Origin of the sequence: Rhizobium sp. BK316, assembly GCF_014193695.1 — a bacterium.
In the GTDB taxonomy this organism is placed as follows: domain Bacteria; phylum Pseudomonadota; class Alphaproteobacteria; order Rhizobiales; family Rhizobiaceae; genus Rhizobium.
In genome coordinates, this window is record NZ_JACHZR010000002.1 from 271,052 (window position 1) to 285,890 (window position 14,839).

Annotated in this window: 13 protein-coding genes and 1 pseudogene; 4 read left to right on the plus strand and 10 right to left on the minus strand. The window is 61.6% G+C overall.

Annotated features, from left to right (window positions below):
• Positions 1-2: 2 nt before the first annotated feature.
• Complete coding sequence (locus FHT87_RS09870; RefSeq protein ID WP_183727821.1) at positions 3-905, minus strand: DMT family transporter; 903 nt, start codon at positions 903-905, stop codon at positions 3-5.
• A 111-nt stretch (positions 906-1,016) separates the two neighbouring features.
• On the opposite strand from FHT87_RS09870, the gene FHT87_RS09875 reads away from it, so the two are divergent.
• Positions 1,017-1,481: an Lrp/AsnC family transcriptional regulator gene (locus FHT87_RS09875; RefSeq protein ID WP_183729182.1), complete on the plus strand. Its 465-nt coding sequence runs from the start codon at positions 1,017-1,019 to the stop codon at positions 1,479-1,481.
• Between the two features lie 2 nt (positions 1,482-1,483).
• Here the strand turns inward: FHT87_RS09875 and FHT87_RS09880 are convergent, their stop codons facing one another.
• Positions 1,484-2,377: a GNAT family N-acetyltransferase gene (locus FHT87_RS09880; protein ID WP_183801484.1), complete on the minus strand. Its 894-nt coding sequence runs from the start codon at positions 2,375-2,377 to the stop codon at positions 1,484-1,486.
• Positions 2,374-2,844 (minus strand): dUTP diphosphatase, encoded by a 471-nt coding sequence (gene dut / locus FHT87_RS09885; RefSeq protein ID WP_183801487.1) that lies wholly within the window; start codon positions 2,842-2,844, stop codon positions 2,374-2,376. The genes FHT87_RS09880 and dut overlap by 4 nt, the downstream gene beginning before the upstream one ends.
• A gap of 90 nt (positions 2,845-2,934) precedes the next feature.
• On the opposite strand from dut, the gene FHT87_RS09890 reads away from it, so the two are divergent.
• Complete coding sequence (locus FHT87_RS09890) at positions 2,935-4,518, plus strand: peptide chain release factor 3 (RefSeq protein WP_183727827.1); 1,584 nt, start codon at positions 2,935-2,937, stop codon at positions 4,516-4,518.
• Here the strand turns inward: FHT87_RS09890 and FHT87_RS09895 are convergent.
• A pseudogene (locus tag FHT87_RS09895) lies at positions 4,519-5,414 on the minus strand (LysR substrate-binding domain-containing protein).
• A gap of 111 nt (positions 5,415-5,525) precedes the next feature.
• Here FHT87_RS09895 and FHT87_RS09900 point away from each other — a divergent pair.
• A complete protein-coding gene (locus tag FHT87_RS09900) occupies positions 5,526-6,233 on the plus strand; it encodes a glutathione S-transferase family protein (RefSeq protein ID WP_183727831.1) in 708 nt (235 codons plus the stop codon).
• A 160-nt stretch (positions 6,234-6,393) separates the two neighbouring features.
• Here the strand turns inward: FHT87_RS09900 and otsA are convergent, their stop codons facing one another.
• From otsA to FHT87_RS09925, 5 genes are all read right to left on the minus strand, one after another.
• The gene (gene otsA / locus FHT87_RS09905) at positions 6,394-7,767 is read right to left on the minus strand and encodes an alpha,alpha-trehalose-phosphate synthase (UDP-forming) (protein ID WP_183727833.1); all 1,374 of its coding nucleotides are present in this window, start codon (positions 7,765-7,767) and stop codon (positions 6,394-6,396) included.
• A 37-nt stretch (positions 7,768-7,804) separates the two neighbouring features.
• Positions 7,805-8,602, minus strand: a complete 798-nt coding sequence (gene otsB / locus FHT87_RS09910; protein WP_183727840.1) for a trehalose-phosphatase — start codon at positions 8,600-8,602, stop codon at positions 7,805-7,807.
• A 48-nt stretch (positions 8,603-8,650) separates the two neighbouring features.
• Positions 8,651-10,192 (minus strand): carboxypeptidase, encoded by a 1,542-nt coding sequence (locus tag FHT87_RS09915; RefSeq protein WP_183727842.1) that lies wholly within the window; start codon positions 10,190-10,192, stop codon positions 8,651-8,653.
• A 100-nt stretch (positions 10,193-10,292) separates the two neighbouring features.
• The gene (locus FHT87_RS09920; protein ID WP_183727844.1) at positions 10,293-11,579 is read right to left on the minus strand and encodes an MFS transporter; all 1,287 of its coding nucleotides are present in this window, start codon (positions 11,577-11,579) and stop codon (positions 10,293-10,295) included.
• Positions 11,576-12,253, minus strand: a complete 678-nt coding sequence (locus FHT87_RS09925) for a FadR/GntR family transcriptional regulator (RefSeq protein WP_183727846.1) — start codon at positions 12,251-12,253, stop codon at positions 11,576-11,578. Before FHT87_RS09925 ends, FHT87_RS09920 begins: the two co-directional genes overlap by 4 nt.
• A 548-nt stretch (positions 12,254-12,801) precedes the next feature.
• Here FHT87_RS09925 and FHT87_RS09930 point away from each other — a divergent pair.
• Positions 12,802-13,614, plus strand: a complete 813-nt coding sequence (locus FHT87_RS09930) for a class II glutamine amidotransferase (RefSeq protein WP_183727848.1) — start codon at positions 12,802-12,804, stop codon at positions 13,612-13,614.
• On the opposite strand, the gene coaBC is transcribed toward FHT87_RS09930, so the two are convergent.
• The gene (gene coaBC, locus FHT87_RS09935; RefSeq protein WP_183727850.1) at positions 13,601-14,812 is read right to left on the minus strand and encodes a bifunctional phosphopantothenoylcysteine decarboxylase/phosphopantothenate--cysteine ligase CoaBC; all 1,212 of its coding nucleotides are present in this window, start codon (positions 14,810-14,812) and stop codon (positions 13,601-13,603) included. The genes FHT87_RS09930 and coaBC overlap by 14 nt on opposite strands.
• Positions 14,813-14,839: the final 27 nt, after the last annotated feature.

Genomic DNA, 14,839 nt, shown 5'->3' on the forward strand with positions numbered 1-14,839 from the left:
GCCTAGCTTCTGGTCGCCGGCAGGTGAAAGAGCCTGCCGGGTGACCATCCGAGATTCATGCCGGCGGCAGCGAGCAGAATGACCGCCGCCCCGGCGATCTGCATCGGCTGCAATGCATGGCCGAAGGCGAAGCGGTCGACCAGGATGGCGGCGACCGGATAGATGAAGGACAGAGCGCCCGTCAGATGCGTCGGAAGCTTCTGGATTGCGCCATAAAGCAACACGTACATGAGACCGGTGTGGATGACGCCGACGGTGATCAGGATCAGCCATGATCCCGCATCGACTGGCAGGTTCGTAAAATCGGTCATCGGCGCCAGCATGACGATGCCGGTGGAAACCTGGATCAGTGCGATCAGATGCGGCGGTGTACCTCGCAGCCATTTGGCGGCAAGTGCGGCCAGCGCATAAAAGAAAGCAGCACCCAGCGCCATCAGGATACCGAGACCATAGCTGCCGGAGACGGCGTCGGCTTGCGGCTTCGCCTCGACGATAGCAGCCATGCCTGCGAAGGAAAGCCCAAGCCAGAAGAGCTTGGTGCCTGTGATTTTCTCGCCAAGAAAGAGCGCGCCGAGCGCGAGCAGCATGAAGGGCTGGGTGTTGTAGACCGTCGTCGCGATCGAGATCGAGGCGTGCGAATAGGAGGCGAACAGCAGCAGCCAGTTGGAAACGATGGCGATGCCGCCGAAGATGGCGATGCCGAGCGAGCGCAGGCTGATGACGCCGGGTCTCAGCAAGCCAAGGGCGGTGCAGATGACAAGCAGGGTCAGGGCGCCGAAAAAGCAGCGCCAGAAGACGACGCCGCTGACGGGTTGGCCGGACATGACGACGAACCAGCCGATCGTTCCCGAGATCAGCATCGCCGCCGTCATCTCCGCTGTGCCTCTTCTAATATCGCCTTGCATCGCCATCTCCATTCGTTAGCGTGAAATTGTATTGCGGCATCGCAGCATTTTCTATAAGATAAGAAAGGGAAAGGCTGGATAAACCTAATCTTGTTAGGAGTTTTTGCCATGTTGGCTAACGAGATACAGGCAGTCGACGATATTGACCGCGCAATGATAGAGGCGCTGGCGGGAAATTCGCGTATTTCCCTAAAAGAGCTCGCTCAGGCTGTAGGACTTTCTTCGCCGAGCGCCGCGGAGCGTCTGCGGCGACTCGAAGATCGTGGGGTCGTGACGCTTTTCACCATCGATCTCGATCCGGCAGCGATTGGCTATCCCCTTCAAGCCATTGTGCGGGTGCGCCCCCTGCCAGGCCAGCTCCACATAGTCGAGCGCATCATCCAGGACACGCCCGAATTCATTGAATGCGACAAGGTCACGGGAGACGATTGTTTCATTGCCCGCCTCGTCGTCCGCTCTATGGGGGAGCTCGACAGCATTCTCGACAAGGTGGCCGAGCGGGCGGAAACCAATACGTCGATGATCAAGTCTTCGCCGGTCAAGCGCCGGCTTCCACCGCTGATACGGAAAAAATAGCCTCAGAAATCTGCCATTGGCGAGAGCATTGCTGGGTGATCGAGGCTGACTTCTTCCATCCCGCGCAGCATCAGCCGCGTTCCACCTTCGTAAGGCAATGCCTTGCCGGACCAGCCGAGCCTGTCCGGACGAAAGAGCGTCTCGACGGTCGTTGCCTCTATGCCGAGACCGGCAAGGATTGCGGCAAGCGGAGGCATTTCTGTCGCAATCACATCGAGAAGAACGAAGTGACCGGCTGCAGGCATCTTCCAGGCGATGGCGGCCTTGCCCTCTTCCAGATAGCTGAGGCGGATAGTGGGATCGAACTGCGTGTTGATGGGGAACATCGCCGGGCTGCTGGCGACGGCGAGCGTCTCCGAAATCGGCTTGCGGTTCGCCAGCAAGTCCTGAAGCAGAGAAAGATCACCGGCATCGCGCGGCTGCAGCGGTCGCGATGCTGCGGAGCCTGCAGGGGCTGGTGCAGGGCCGGCATATTTATGAAGCGGCAGCGAACGGAAACCGTAGGGCGCGTAGAGATCAGGCTTGTCCGTATAGAGGATGACCGCTTCGAAGCCCTGCGCCTCGCACCAGCCGAGAGCCTTGTGCGTCACATCGCGGTATAGGCCGCGGCCACGCCACGGCGGACGGACCGCGCCGGATTGAAGTCCGGCCGCGTTGACCAGCCTGCCGTTGAGGACGAAAGGCATGGCAAAAGCCGAGAGATTGGCGGCAAGCACACCTCCCTCGGTAAACCAGCCGAAGGGCATGCTGGTCGGATCCGCGCCGCCGAGCTCGCGCAGCGGATCGATATCGATGCCGAACGTATCGTCAAGGAGGGAGACGAGAGCGGCCCAGCCTGCCGGATCGCTGAAATAGTCCTGTCGGAATCTGAGGCCGGTCGTCTCAGTGGCGGTCATACGCCGGTCGAGCCGAAGCCGCCGGCGCCGCGCGCGGTTTCGGTCGTCTCGAAGACTTCGGCGATGCGAGCCTGGATGAATGGCGTAATCACCATCTGCGCGATGCGCATGCCGCGTGTGACGGTGAAATCCTCCTCGCCGTGATTGACGAGGATGACCTTCACCTCGCCGCGATAATCGCTGTCGACCGTGCCGGGTGCATTGAGGCAGGTGACGCCGTTCTTGGCCGCGAGGCCGGAACGCGGGCGAACTTGCCCCTCGAAACCTTCTGGGATTTCGAAAACGAAGCCGGTCGGAACGAGCGCGAGTTTGCCGGGCGCCAGCAGCAGCGGTTTGTCCGCGTCGATCGCCGCGCGCAGGTCCATGCCGGCTGCACCGCGCGTTTCATAGGCGGGCAGATCGAGGCCCTGGCCGTTCGGCAAACGGATCAGATTGAGGGTCGGGCAAGTATCGGTGTGAAGGGTCATGCGGCATTACTTCGCGCCTCGGGTCGCAAGGTCAATTGCAATGGCGCGCTTTAATCGCTAGATACGCGGCAATTCCACAGGATTCACATCATGGCCGAAAGTCTCGCCGAGGCGGTCTCCCGCCGCCGCACATTCGCTATTATCGCTCACCCGGACGCGGGCAAGACGACGCTCACCGAAAAGCTGCTGCTGTTCGGCGGCGCCATCCAGCTTGCCGGTGAAGTGAAGGCGAAGAAGGACCGCATGCAGACCCGCTCGGACTGGATGAAGATCGAGCGCGAACGCGGAATCTCGGTCGTCACGTCGGTCATGACCTTCGAGTATGAAGGCAATGTCTTCAACATTCTCGATACGCCCGGTCACGAAGACTTCGCCGACGATACCTACCGCACGCTGACGGCAGTGGATGCCGCGGTCATGGTCATCGACGCCGCAAAAGGTATCGAGCCGCGCACGCTGAAGCTCTTCGAAGTCTGCCGCATGCGCGACATTCCGATCATCACCTTCATCAACAAGATGGACCGCGAAAGCCGCGATCCCTTCGAAATCCTGGACGAGGTCGAGGAGAAGCTGGCGCTGGACACGGCCCCTGTCACCTGGCCGATCGGCCGCTCCAAGACCTTCTGCGGCTCCTATCATCTCAAGGAAAACACGGTGCGCGGCTCCGATACGGAGGTCGAGGTCACCGCCGTCAACGGTCCGCAGAGCGTCGCCGGCCGGCTGCCGGAAAACGAGCGCGATGCCTTCATCGAAGAAGTCGAGCTGGCGATCGAAGCCTGCCGTCCCTTCGACCGGGAAGCCTTCCTCGAAGGCCATATGACGCCGGTCTTCTTCGGTTCGGCGCTGCGCAATTTCGGTGTGCGCGATCTCATTAACGCGCTCGGCGAGTTCGCGCCGCCGCCGCGCGACCAGACGGCCGATATCCGCACTGTGCATGCCGCCGAAGACAAGATGACGGCCTTCGTCTTCAAGATCCAGGCGAACATGGATCCCAATCATCGCGACCGCATCGCCTTTGCCCGCATCTGCTCGGGCAAGCTGGAGCGCGGCATGAAGGCGCGCCTTGCGCGCACCGGCAAACAGCTTGGCCTCACCGCGCCGCAGTTCTTCTTCGCCTCACAGCGCCAATTGGCCGATACGGCCTTTGCCGGTGACGTGGTCGGCATCCCGAACCACGGCACGCTGCGTATCGGAGATACGCTGACGGAAGGCGAGAGCCTGGTCTTCCAGGGCGTGCCGAACTTCTCGCCGGAAATCCTGCGCCGCGTCCGTCTGGAAGACGCCATGAAGGCCAAGAAGCTGAAGGAAGCCCTGCAGCAGATGGCTGAAGAAGGCGTGGTCCAGCTCTTCCAGCCGGAAGACGGCTCGCCCGCCATCGTCGGCGTCGTCGGCGCCCTGCAACTCGATGTCTTGAAGGAGCGCCTGATGGCCGAGTATGGCCTGCCGGTCTCCTTCGAAATGTCGCGCTTCTCCGTCTGCCGCTGGATCTCGTCCGACCAGCCGGCCGACCTCGACAAGTTCCTGACCGTCAAGCGCGGCGATATCGCCCGCGATCTGGATGGCGACCCGGTCTTTCTGGCGCAGGATGGTTTCTCGCTGCGTTACGAGGCGGAGCGCTATCCGGCGATCAAGATGGTGGCAATCAAGGAATATCACGCGGCCAAGGCCGCCTGATCACCCCGCCAGCCGCTCGGCGAGGAACTCGACGACCGCCCGCACGGACGGCAATTGTCCGCGCCGATGCGGCATGAGGATCGTCGTGCTGATGCTGCCCGCCGTCCAGCCGGGCAGAAGGCGTACCAGCCGGCCGTCACGCAACGCGTCATGGCAGACGGAAGTGGGCAGAATGGTAATGCCCATGCTGGCGAGGGCCGCTTTCAGCAGCACCATCGGTTCGTCCGCCGCCATGACGGGCTGAGGCGCTATGACGATCTCAGCCCCATCATCAGAAATAAGACGCCATTGCGCCTCGGAGAGACTTGGCATGATCGCTCTGTGATCGGCGTATCCCCGGGTCGCTCTGGCCTTCCATACTCCGCTATATAGTCCGGCGAAGCGACGAGCAGGAACGGGTGGACTGCGACCCGACGCTGTACGAGTGCGGAATCTCCGAGCGGAAAACGGTGACTGCGCAGCGCAATATCGAAGCCTTCCTGCACGATATCGACGAAGCGGTCGGTCACATGCAATGACACTTTTAACTTTGGATAGCGCGCTGTCAGCTCGGCCAGATGCTCGGCGAGCATGAACTGCGTCGTCGGCACGGCGGCCGTCAGCCTCACAGTGCCGCTTGGCTCTCCCAGACGACTGCGCACGATGCTCTCGGCTATTTCCGCTTCGATGATCGAGGCCTGCGCATGCTCGAAGAAGTCCTTGCCGATATCCGTCAGCGCAAAGCTGCGTGAGGTGCGCTGGATCAGGCGCACGCCGAGCCTGTCCTCCAGTTCTGCGACGCGTTTGCTGATGGTCGATTTCGGAACGCCGAGATGACGTCCTGCAGCCGTGAAGCTGCCGCTTTCCACCGCCTGCACGAAGAGATGAAGATCGTTGAGATTGAAGGCGGTGGCCATGTTATCTTCCAGTTTTATAGACTTTAAGGTGCATTATTGCCATCTGATACTTTATCGTCCACGAAATCATATTGGCCGGGTCAACAATTCCTGATGAAAGAGGACCCGATAATGTCACTCATATTGTTCTATGGCGTGCCGGAAGGCTGCTCCTTCGGTTCCATCGTCGCGCTGGAATGGTCCGGCCTGCCGTACCGTCTCTGCCGCGTGCCGATGCCCGAAGTCGTCTCTGGCGCTGAATACGGCCGCATCAATACCGTCGGCGAAACGCCGTCACTGCTGTTGCCGGACGACCGCCTGCTGAGCGAGAGCATGGCGATCCTCAACTACATCGGCGCGCACTCGATCGATAAAGGACTCGGCTTTGCCCAGGGCACGGTAGAGTTCGACCAGCTGAACCAGATGCTCGCTTATCTGAATACCAGCTTCTTCAACGCCTTCAGCCCGCTCTGGCACACGGTCGAACACGAATTGGAGCCTGCCGAGAAGGAGGTCCTCGTTGCTTACGGTATGGCGAGGGTCGAGAAGGTTCATCGCACGCTGGAACGTCTACTCGCCGGCCGGAAATGGCTGCTCGGCGGCGGGCCGGGCATTGCCGATGCCTATTTCACCGGCATCGCGCGCTGGAACGACTTCCATGAGGTCGTCGACCGCAGCCGGTTTCCGGCAGTGAACGATCTCTATCAGCGTATGCAGCAGGAACCGGCCGTTCGTTTCGCTCATGCGATCGAGCATCAGGAAAAGGCCGAAAGTACCGGCAACTTCCTGGGCGAGGTCGACCTCGAAGAGGCCCTTGGTCTGTTGCGCCGGGCTGCCTGATCGTCCCTTGCTGCCCTGTCCCGGCAGGGCGGCATTCTCTCACGCGGCTGCGATGATTTCGATTTCCACCAGCCAGTCATTTCGAAGCGGGGCCAGCAAGGATTCCTCCACTTCCTATGATTGCGAACCTATCTGCCGGCGGGCTTGCCCGCCAAACCATTCAGGCCGCGAGATCACCGAGGAAATCGTCGCACCAGCGCGAAACGTCATGCTCCAGGAGATGCTCCATCATTCGCCGCCAGCGGTCGCGACGTTCGTCGAGTGGCATATTGAGCCCGCGCGCTAGTGCATTGGACGTGCCGACGATGTCGTAGGGATTGACGAGCAGGGCGCCGTTCAGTTCGCGCGCCGCGCCGGCAAAGCGGGAAAGAACCAGCACGCCCGGATCGTTAGGGTTTTGTGCGGCGACATATTCCTTGGCGACGAGGTTCATGCCGTCGCGCAGCGGCGTAACGAGGCCGACCTTGGCGAGCCGATAGAGACCGGCGAGCACCGGCCGGCTGACGGAGCGGTTGATATAGCGGATCGGCACCCAGTCGACAGTGCCGAGCGCGCCGTTCACGCGACCGGCCTGTTCGGCGACCATCCGCTGCATCGCTTCGTATTCCGGCACTTCCGAGCGGGATTTCGGGGTTATCTGGAGGTAGGTCACCTTGCGCCGATGCGCCGGATTGTTGGTGACGAAATGCTCGAAGGCATCGATGCGCTGGGTGATCCCCTTGGAATAATCCAGCCGGTCCACGCCAATGATCAGGCTGCGATCCTCAATGCTATGGCGGGCCTTCAACACCATGCTATGGCTATCGGCTCTCCTTGCGAATTCGGCGAAGGCGGCAGTCTCGATGCTGATCGGATAGGCTCCGCCGCGGAACAGGCGCTCACCGGCGGTAAAACGCCCTTCACCAATCATGTCGCCCATCCCTTCGCGGCGCAGGCAGCCTGCGAAGTTTTCCAGATCGTGATCGGTCTGGAAGCCAACGAGGTCATAGGCAGCAAGCCCCCTCATGATTTCCTCGTGAACGGGCATGGCAAAGAGCACGTCTGCCGGCGGCCAGGGAATGTGCAGGAAAAAACCGATCCTGTTCTTCAGCCCCATCTGCCGAAGCTCAGCGGCGAGTGGAATGAGATGATAATCATGGACCCAGATGACGTCGTCAGGCTCGATCAACGGCGCTAGCCGATGGGCGAAGAAGCGGTTGACACGGAAATAGCCGGCCATCTCCGTGCGCCCGTATTCCGCAAGGTCCAGCCGGTAATGACAGATCGGCCAGAGCATGCGGTTGGCGAAGCCGAAGTAATATTCGTCGACATCCTTGGATGTCAGGTCAGTGAGCGCATAGGTGATGTTGCCGCGTTCCTCGATTGAAAGCGGACCGGGTTCACCCTCGTCGTCGATCTTTCCCGACCAGCCCATCCAGATGCCGCCGCGTTTCTCAAGCGCGGCTTCCAGTGCCACGGCAAGCCCGCCGGCGGACGCGGCCCCTTTTTTCTCCGGAACAGGGACGCGGTTGGAGACGACGACAAGGCGGCTCATGACAAATTCCTTTCATTAGAAATAACTGCAAATTCAATCAGCTGGCAAAATTCGCGATGATCTCGCGGACCGCTTCCGCGGAAGGCAGGGTGCCGCGCGCGGCAGTCCCTGCAGACGGCGGGCCAACGCGGACGGAATATCCGCCGAGCTGGTTCGCCACGCCGAACATCGCCTCGTCTGTGAGGTCATCGCCGATGGCGATCGGATGGCGGCCGTTGAATGGCGGCGTTGCGAGAAAGCTCTCCAATGCAACGCCCTTGTTGGCCCTGGCGGGCCGGATTTCGAGAACCATCTTGCCGTGCTGCAGCGTCCAGTCCGGTCCGGCGCGGTTTGCGAAACGCTGCATCACCTCCGCAAGTTCCGCCTGCCGCACCGGCGCAAGGCGGAAATGGGCGGCGACGGCCGCGCCCTTGTCCTCGATGAGGATGCCGGTCCAGCCTGCCGTCTCTGCCCTGAGTTCGATTTTCAGCCTCTCGAATTCGGCTGTCGGCTCCACCTTGAAGATGCTGCCGTCAGGGCTGCGGCGCTCTGCCCCATGCAGGCCGGCGATGGGAAACTGGAAGGGGGTGAAGAGGCGGTCGGCATAGGAAAGCCCTCTGCCCGTCACCAGAGCCAGTGCGCCGCCGAGCTTCTGCGACAGCGCGTCGAGTTGCGCCGGAAGCGACGGCGGCACGAATATCTCATCCGGCGTCGGCGCGAGATCGAGGAGCGTGCCGTCGATATCGAGAAAGAGTGCACCGTCTTGGAGATAGGAAGAGAGTGTGGAGAGGGTTTTATCCTGCCGGGAAGCGCCGCCGGATGACGGAGCTTCTGATAGCTGATTGCGGTTTGCCATGTTTGGGAAACTAGGTCAGCCCGGCCCTCCGGCAACCCTCAACCACCTTCAATCCGCCGGAGGACTGGCGGGATGCTCGGCATAAAAGGCCTTTGCATCCGCCGTGAAAGCGACGCGCTGGCCGGCGGTCGTATAGAACATGTGGCCGCCGCGATAGAGCTTCAGTGACACGCGATTGCCCGCAAGCGAGGGCGGAAGATGATCGACCACGTAGCGGCTGACGCCGTAGGGTGTCACGAGATCGCTGTAGCCATGGGCGATCAGCAGGTGGAAGGACGGGTTGGTAGCGAGCATCTGCCTGATATCATCGGTGGCGCTTGCCTGGAAACGTGAACCGCCGCCGCGACCGCTGCCCCACTCCCAGCGCTGGCTGATATCATTTTCGAGTAGCGTATAGGTCATCTCGGTCTTGAAGCCGAGTTCGTTGCGGGCGTAATCGGCGAAGGCGCCGCCATACGCCCGGGTAAAGCCGTCAAGGATCGCATCGTCGCCCCGGTCATAATCTGATTCCGGATAGGGGTCGGGCGTGGCGAAGGCAGCGTCGTATGGGCTCATCACCTCGCCCGTCTGCTTGCCGGAATGCTTGGCGTAAGCATCGCCGAGGAAGCCGCGATTGCGGGTGACGACATCCTGCGGAACACCCGTAAGGCCGGAAATCTTGTTGTAGAAGGCCGTTGCCGCATCGCCCGTCGGTGCGGGGCCGGCAAGCGTCATGAGATATTCGCCAAGCGCAAAACTCTCAGCGTCGCGCTGGCCGGATTCGCTGAAGCTTTTGCGCCGGTCGGCTTCGGCGGCTGCCAATGAGGGGAATTCCAGTGCAGCACCCAGCGCGAACTGGTCGGCATTGAACATCAACTGCCCTTCGAGCAGCGGCGACAACATGACGGTGCCGGCGATGATGATGCCCTGGCTCTCCTGCAGCGAGGACGCCACTTTGGCGGCGCGGAAACCGCCATAACTTTCGCCGAGCAGGTATTTCGGCGAATTGGCGCGGTTGTTATGGGCGATGTAAAGCGCGATCGTCTTCGCCATCGTCTGCGCGTCAGTGCCGACCTTGTAGTAGTTCGAGGCGTCGTCGGCCTTCATCGTGCGGCTCCAGCCGGTGCCGATCGGATCGATCAGCACGAGATCGGTGAAATCGAGCCAGCTATGCGTGTTATCGACGAGCTTGGCATTTGCGCCGTCACGGCCATCAGGACCGAAATCCAGCACCTTCGGGCCGACGAGGCCGAGATGCAGGAATGCGGAAGCCGCACCCGGCCCGCCATTGAAGGCGAAGGTGATCGGCCGATTCGGCTCGGCATCCTTGGCGACGTAAGCCGTGTAGAAAATTGCAGCGTTCTGCCCGCCATCCTGGCCAAAGAGATCAATCGTGCCAGCCGTCGCAGTATAGGCGATCTTGCGCCCATCGGCCGTCGTAAGCTCATGTTCCGTGACGGAATCGGCCGGCAATAACTTCAGCACGCCCTCGCGGGCCGAGCTCTGTTGGGCTGGCGCGCGGCGTTCACCGGCCTCCTGCTGCGCGAAAGTGAGGGAAGGCGCGAGTGTGGCGGCCAGCGCGGCGAAGAAAAGCAGGGATCGAAAGCGCAAGTATATCTCCTCCGGCAGGTGCGGGTTGCGGCTGAGATAGGTTAGCAGTCACGCCCTTACGATGGAGATCAAGAGATGGTGATGCGCAAGTGAGCCCGGCTTATTCGCCCTTCTCGATGGTGCGCGCATTCACATGCAGCGCGCGCCCCGCCTGCCATCCGTTGAAGGCAGCACCAAGACCGAGCGCGACGAAAAGCACGGCGCACCCGGCGAAGCTTCCCGTCCAGCCGCGGATCAGGCCGACGATGAACGGGCCGATTGCGGCGAGCAGATAACCGACGCATTGCGCCATGCCGGAAAGATGAGCGGCCACGTGCGGATCGCGCGAACGCAGCACGATAGCCGTCATCGCCGCGGCAATAAGCCCGCCCTGGCCGATCCCCTGCAGGACAGCCCAGACCCAGACGGAGGAAAGTGGTGCGAAGAGCAGACCGAGAAGTGCTGCGACGGCGAAAGCGCAGAGCGTCACGTTGATAAGGCGCTGGTCTTTACCGCGCACGGCAATGTGCGGCACGACGAGGCAGGCCGCGGCCTGAACCATGACAGAAGCGGAAACGATGCCGCCAGCCGTAACGCCATCAAGCCCGCGCTCGCGCAGGATCGGCACCAGCCAGCCGAAGACGCAATAGGCGAGTGCCGACTGCAGACCCATGAAAAGCGTGACCTGCCAGGCGAGCTTGTCCCGCCAGAGCCCTTCGACACGAAAGCCGCTGCGCCGCGGCTGTCGACCGCTCGCAATGACCTGCGGCAGCCAGATCAGCCCAATGACGAGAACGGGCAAGGCCCAGACGGCGAGCGCGCCTTCCAGCGACCCGCCAAGCGCATGTTCGATCGGCAGCGTCAGGCCGGCAGCACTTGCGGCACCTGCGCAGAGCGCCATCGTATAGAGGCCGGTCATCAGAGCCGCATTCGCGGCGAAGTCGCGCTTCACCAGTCCGGGCAGCAACACGTTGCCGACGGCGATCGCAGCACCCGCAAGTGCGGTGCCGAGAAAGAGCAGTGGAATGGAAGAAAGGCCGCGCAGTGCCGTACCGAGCGTCAAGAGCAGGAGTACGCCAAGCAGTGTCCGTTCCGAGCCGATGCGCTGGGCAAGCCGAGGAGCCAGCGGTGAGAAGGCACCGAGGCAGACGACCGGAAGCGTCGTCAGAAGACTGGCGCCGAGCGACGACAGGCCGAGTTCGGTACGGATTTCCGGCAGCAGGGCGGAAGCGCTGGAAAACACCGGCCGCAGATTAAACGCGATCAGCACGAGGCTGGCACCGAGCAGGAAGCGGGCAGTCATGCTCTGCTTCTGCGGCGGCAGCGGTGTCGGCACACTGTCGATTTCGGCATCGATCATCGTCTCGTCGACGGCGTCGAGCGCTACGTTCTGTATGGACATGGTCATGAAAGAAGCATCCGGTCGAGGGCGGAAAGGACAGGCGCCATAAAGTCGCGCACGGCTGCATCGGCCTTGCCCGGATCGCCAGTCTCGATGGCGTCGACGATCGCCTGATGCGCCTGCATGTCGGGCTCGGGGATCGCCTTATCGAGTGTGGCGGCAATCGTCTCTGCGATCGATGTGGAGAAGAAATCATAGATCTCGATCATCGCCCGGTTACCGGAGGCGGCGATGACCGCCTTGTGGAAGGCAAGGTCGCGTTCGATGAAGCCTGCCGGATCGCCGCCTTCATAATTGCCACGCTCGGCAAGCAGCGCGCGAAGCCCGGCGATGACGTCGGGCGTCTTGCGGATGGCAGCCAGACGTGCGCCTTCGACATCGAGCGCGCAGCGCGCCTCGAACTGGTCGCGCAGGCTGGCGCGCCGCGCCATGGCGAGCGGCAGGCTGTTATCGGTGATCGAGAGCACATAAGTGCCGGAGCCCTGTCGCGTTTCCAGGAGGCCCTGCGAGACGAGAACGCGCACGGCTTCGCGCACCGTGCCGCGGCTGACCGACAGCATGGCAGAAAGCGAGGCTTCGTTCGGCAGTTTCTCGCCGACAGCCCAGCGCTTGGCGAGGATCTCGCTGCGGATCGCTTCGCTGGCCGTGTCCGCAAGATTGGTCTTGTTGAGAGGCTGCATGAGCACTATTCATAAAGTCATCTGATGACTTTATGAATAGTGGTTTTCCTCTCGAGCGTCAACGGCTCAATGAAGGCAATAAAAAAGGGCCGCTTTCGCGACCCTTTCCATGAGGTTTGGCCTGTAACTGGCCGGACCGTCTTATGCGGTCCCAGGAAGGCTGGGTTTAGAACGAGGGCTGCCTCGCTTTCATCACCACTTCCATGCCCGTTACGAGGTCCGAAAACTCACTAGACATTGGATCACCTTCCTTTCATTACGTTGACGATGACACAAAGGTAGGCTGTTTCCTCTGAGATGCAAGAGGAAAGCGCATCGCTGCTTTTTAGCCGGCATCTGGTTATGTCGTTCAATTGCCTGACTTTCTGCCATCGCGATCACGCAAATCCATATCGTTTTTGCGGAAAGTGATCTCGGCCGTCGTCAAGAATTCGTCATCTTCGCCTTGCAAATCGGGTGGCTGTTAAGGCCTTGTTAGCCGTAGCATCAGACAATCCAAGACGTTTTCAGCATTACTGCCGCAGCAGGCGGCGGGCCGGAGCAAAAGCATGTGTCGCTGGGCAGCCTATCGCGGAGACCCCCTCTATCTGGAGGAGCTGGTATCTTCGCCCGCCCATTCCCTGATCGAGCAATCCCATTGCGCCACCCGCGCCAAGACGGCGACGAATGGCGATGGCTTCGGCATTGCCTGGTATGGTGACCGGCCGGAGCCGGGTCGCTACCGCGATATACTGCCGGCCTGGTCCGACTGCAATCTGAAAAGCCTTGCGCGGCAGATCCGCTCGCCGCTTTTCCTTGCCCATGTGCGGGCCGCGACCGGCGGCGGCACGCGGCGCGACAACTGCCATCCCTTCACGCATGAAACCTGGTCCTTTATGCATAACGGCCAGATTTCCGGCTTCGAACGCCTGCGCCGGCCGATGGAAACCATGTTGGACGATGACCTTTTCAACGTTCGCAGCGGCACGACGGATTCCGAGCTTTTATTCCTGCTGGCACTGCAGTTTGGCCTGCGCGACGCGCCGATCGCTGCTGTGGCCCAAACCATCGCCTTTGTCGAAGGTCTGGCGGAGAATATTCTGGGTTCCGTGCTGTTGCGTTTCACCGCTGCCTTCTCGGACGGCAAGTCGCTTTATGCGGTCCGCTATGCCACCGACCGCAAGGCGCCGACGCTCTATGCCTCGCTGCTTGCCGGAGGATATTGCCTCGTGTCGGAGCCGCTGAACGATGATGGCGATGCGTGGCAGGAGATTCCCGATGGCAGTGCCGTGACCGTCAGCATCGACGGTTTGGAAATCACGGCTTTCCAGCCCGAAAAGCGTGCATCCGCAAGATCGGAGCCCGTCTCTATTCCCGCATGAGCCGTTCGGCGATCAGCGCGGCCAGCCGCTCTGCCACTTCATCCTTGGAAAGATCGGGCCATTGTTCGATACCGTCGCGGCGGATGAGTTTTACGCTATTGCGCGTACCGCCCATGATGCCGGTCGATGGTGAAACGTCATTGGCGACGATCAGGTCCGCGCCCTTGCGCTCCAGCTTCAGCTTGGCATTGGCCTCGATATCCTGTGTCTCTGCGGCAAAGCCGATCACCAGTTTCGGCCGCGTCGTGTGATGACCGACGGTCTTGAGAATGTCAGGGTTCTCCGTCAGCGCCAGCGTCGGAATGGATTCGCCCGGATGTTTCTTGATCTTCTGATCGGCAGCCGAGGCGACGCGCCAGTCGGCAACGGCAGCCACCATCACGGCGACATCGGCGGGCAGGGCGGCAAGCACCGCATCGCGCATTTCCTCGGCTCGTTCGACAGGTACCACCCTGACTCCGACGGGATCGGGAATAGTCACCGGACCGGACACCAGCGTTACATCGGCGCCGAGCTGCGCAAGTGCTGCAGCAATGGCATGCCCCTGCCGGCCTGAGGAGCGGTTGGCGATGTAGCGTACCGGATCGATCGGCTCATGCGTCGGGCCTGATGTGACGATCGCCCGCTTGCCGGCAAGCGGCTTCGGACCATCATGGAGAAGCGCCTCGGCAGCAGCAACGATCTCCAGAGGCTCGGCCATCCGGCCCGTGCCGGCTTCACGGCTTTCCGCCATCTCACCGGCCATAGGGCCGATGAAGCGGACACCGTCACGCCGTAAGGTCTCGACATTGCGTTTTGTCGCCGGATGCGTCCACATCTTCGGGTTCATCGCCGGCGCCGCAAGCATCGGCCGGTCGGTGGCGAGCAGCACGGTGGAGGCGAGATCGTCGGCAAGGCCATGCGCCATCTTCGCCATCAGGTCGGCGGTGGCGGGCGCAATCAGCACCAGGTCACAATCGCGCGCCAGCCGGATATGGCCAACATCCTGTTCGTCCTGGCGGGAAAAGAGGTCGGTGAAGACATGGTCGGCAGCAAGTGCGCCGACGGCAAGCGGAGTCACGAATTCCTGTGCACCCTTTGTCATGATCGGGCGCACGGAAGCGCCGCGTTCGCGCAGGCGGCGGATGAGATCGAGGCTCTTATAGGCCGCAATGCCGCCCGAGATGATGATGAGGATGCGTTTGCCGCTGAGAGCCATGGTTTTTCCCCGCCGCTTCTTTGAACG

Excerpts from the sequence above, each read along its gene's own strand:
- FHT87_RS09925 (WP_183727846.1), bottom strand. The coding sequence starts at position 12,253 with ATGCAGCCTCTCAACAAGACCAATCTTGCGGACACGGCCAGCGAAGCG.
- FHT87_RS09900 (WP_183727831.1), top strand. The coding sequence starts at position 5,526 with ATGTCACTCATATTGTTCTATGGCGTGCCGGAAGGCTGCTCCTTCGGT.
- otsA (WP_183727833.1), bottom strand. The coding sequence starts at position 7,767 with ATGAGCCGCCTTGTCGTCGTCTCCAACCGCGTCCCTGTTCCGGAGAAA.
- FHT87_RS09920 (WP_183727844.1), bottom strand. The coding sequence starts at position 11,579 with ATGACCATGTCCATACAGAACGTAGCGCTCGACGCCGTCGACGAGACG.
- FHT87_RS09880 (WP_183801484.1), bottom strand. The coding sequence starts at position 2,377 with ATGACCGCCACTGAGACGACCGGCCTCAGATTCCGACAGGACTATTTC.
- otsB (WP_183727840.1), bottom strand. The coding sequence starts at position 8,602 with ATGGCAAACCGCAATCAGCTATCAGAAGCTCCGTCATCCGGCGGCGCT.
- FHT87_RS09930 (WP_183727848.1), top strand. The coding sequence starts at position 12,802 with ATGTGTCGCTGGGCAGCCTATCGCGGAGACCCCCTCTATCTGGAGGAG.
- coaBC (WP_183727850.1), bottom strand. The coding sequence starts at position 14,812 with ATGGCTCTCAGCGGCAAACGCATCCTCATCATCATCTCGGGCGGCATT.
- FHT87_RS09890 (WP_183727827.1), top strand. The coding sequence starts at position 2,935 with ATGGCCGAAAGTCTCGCCGAGGCGGTCTCCCGCCGCCGCACATTCGCT.
- FHT87_RS09870 (WP_183727821.1), bottom strand. The coding sequence starts at position 905 with ATGCAAGGCGATATTAGAAGAGGCACAGCGGAGATGACGGCGGCGATG.
- dut (WP_183801487.1), bottom strand. The coding sequence starts at position 2,844 with ATGACCCTTCACACCGATACTTGCCCGACCCTCAATCTGATCCGTTTG.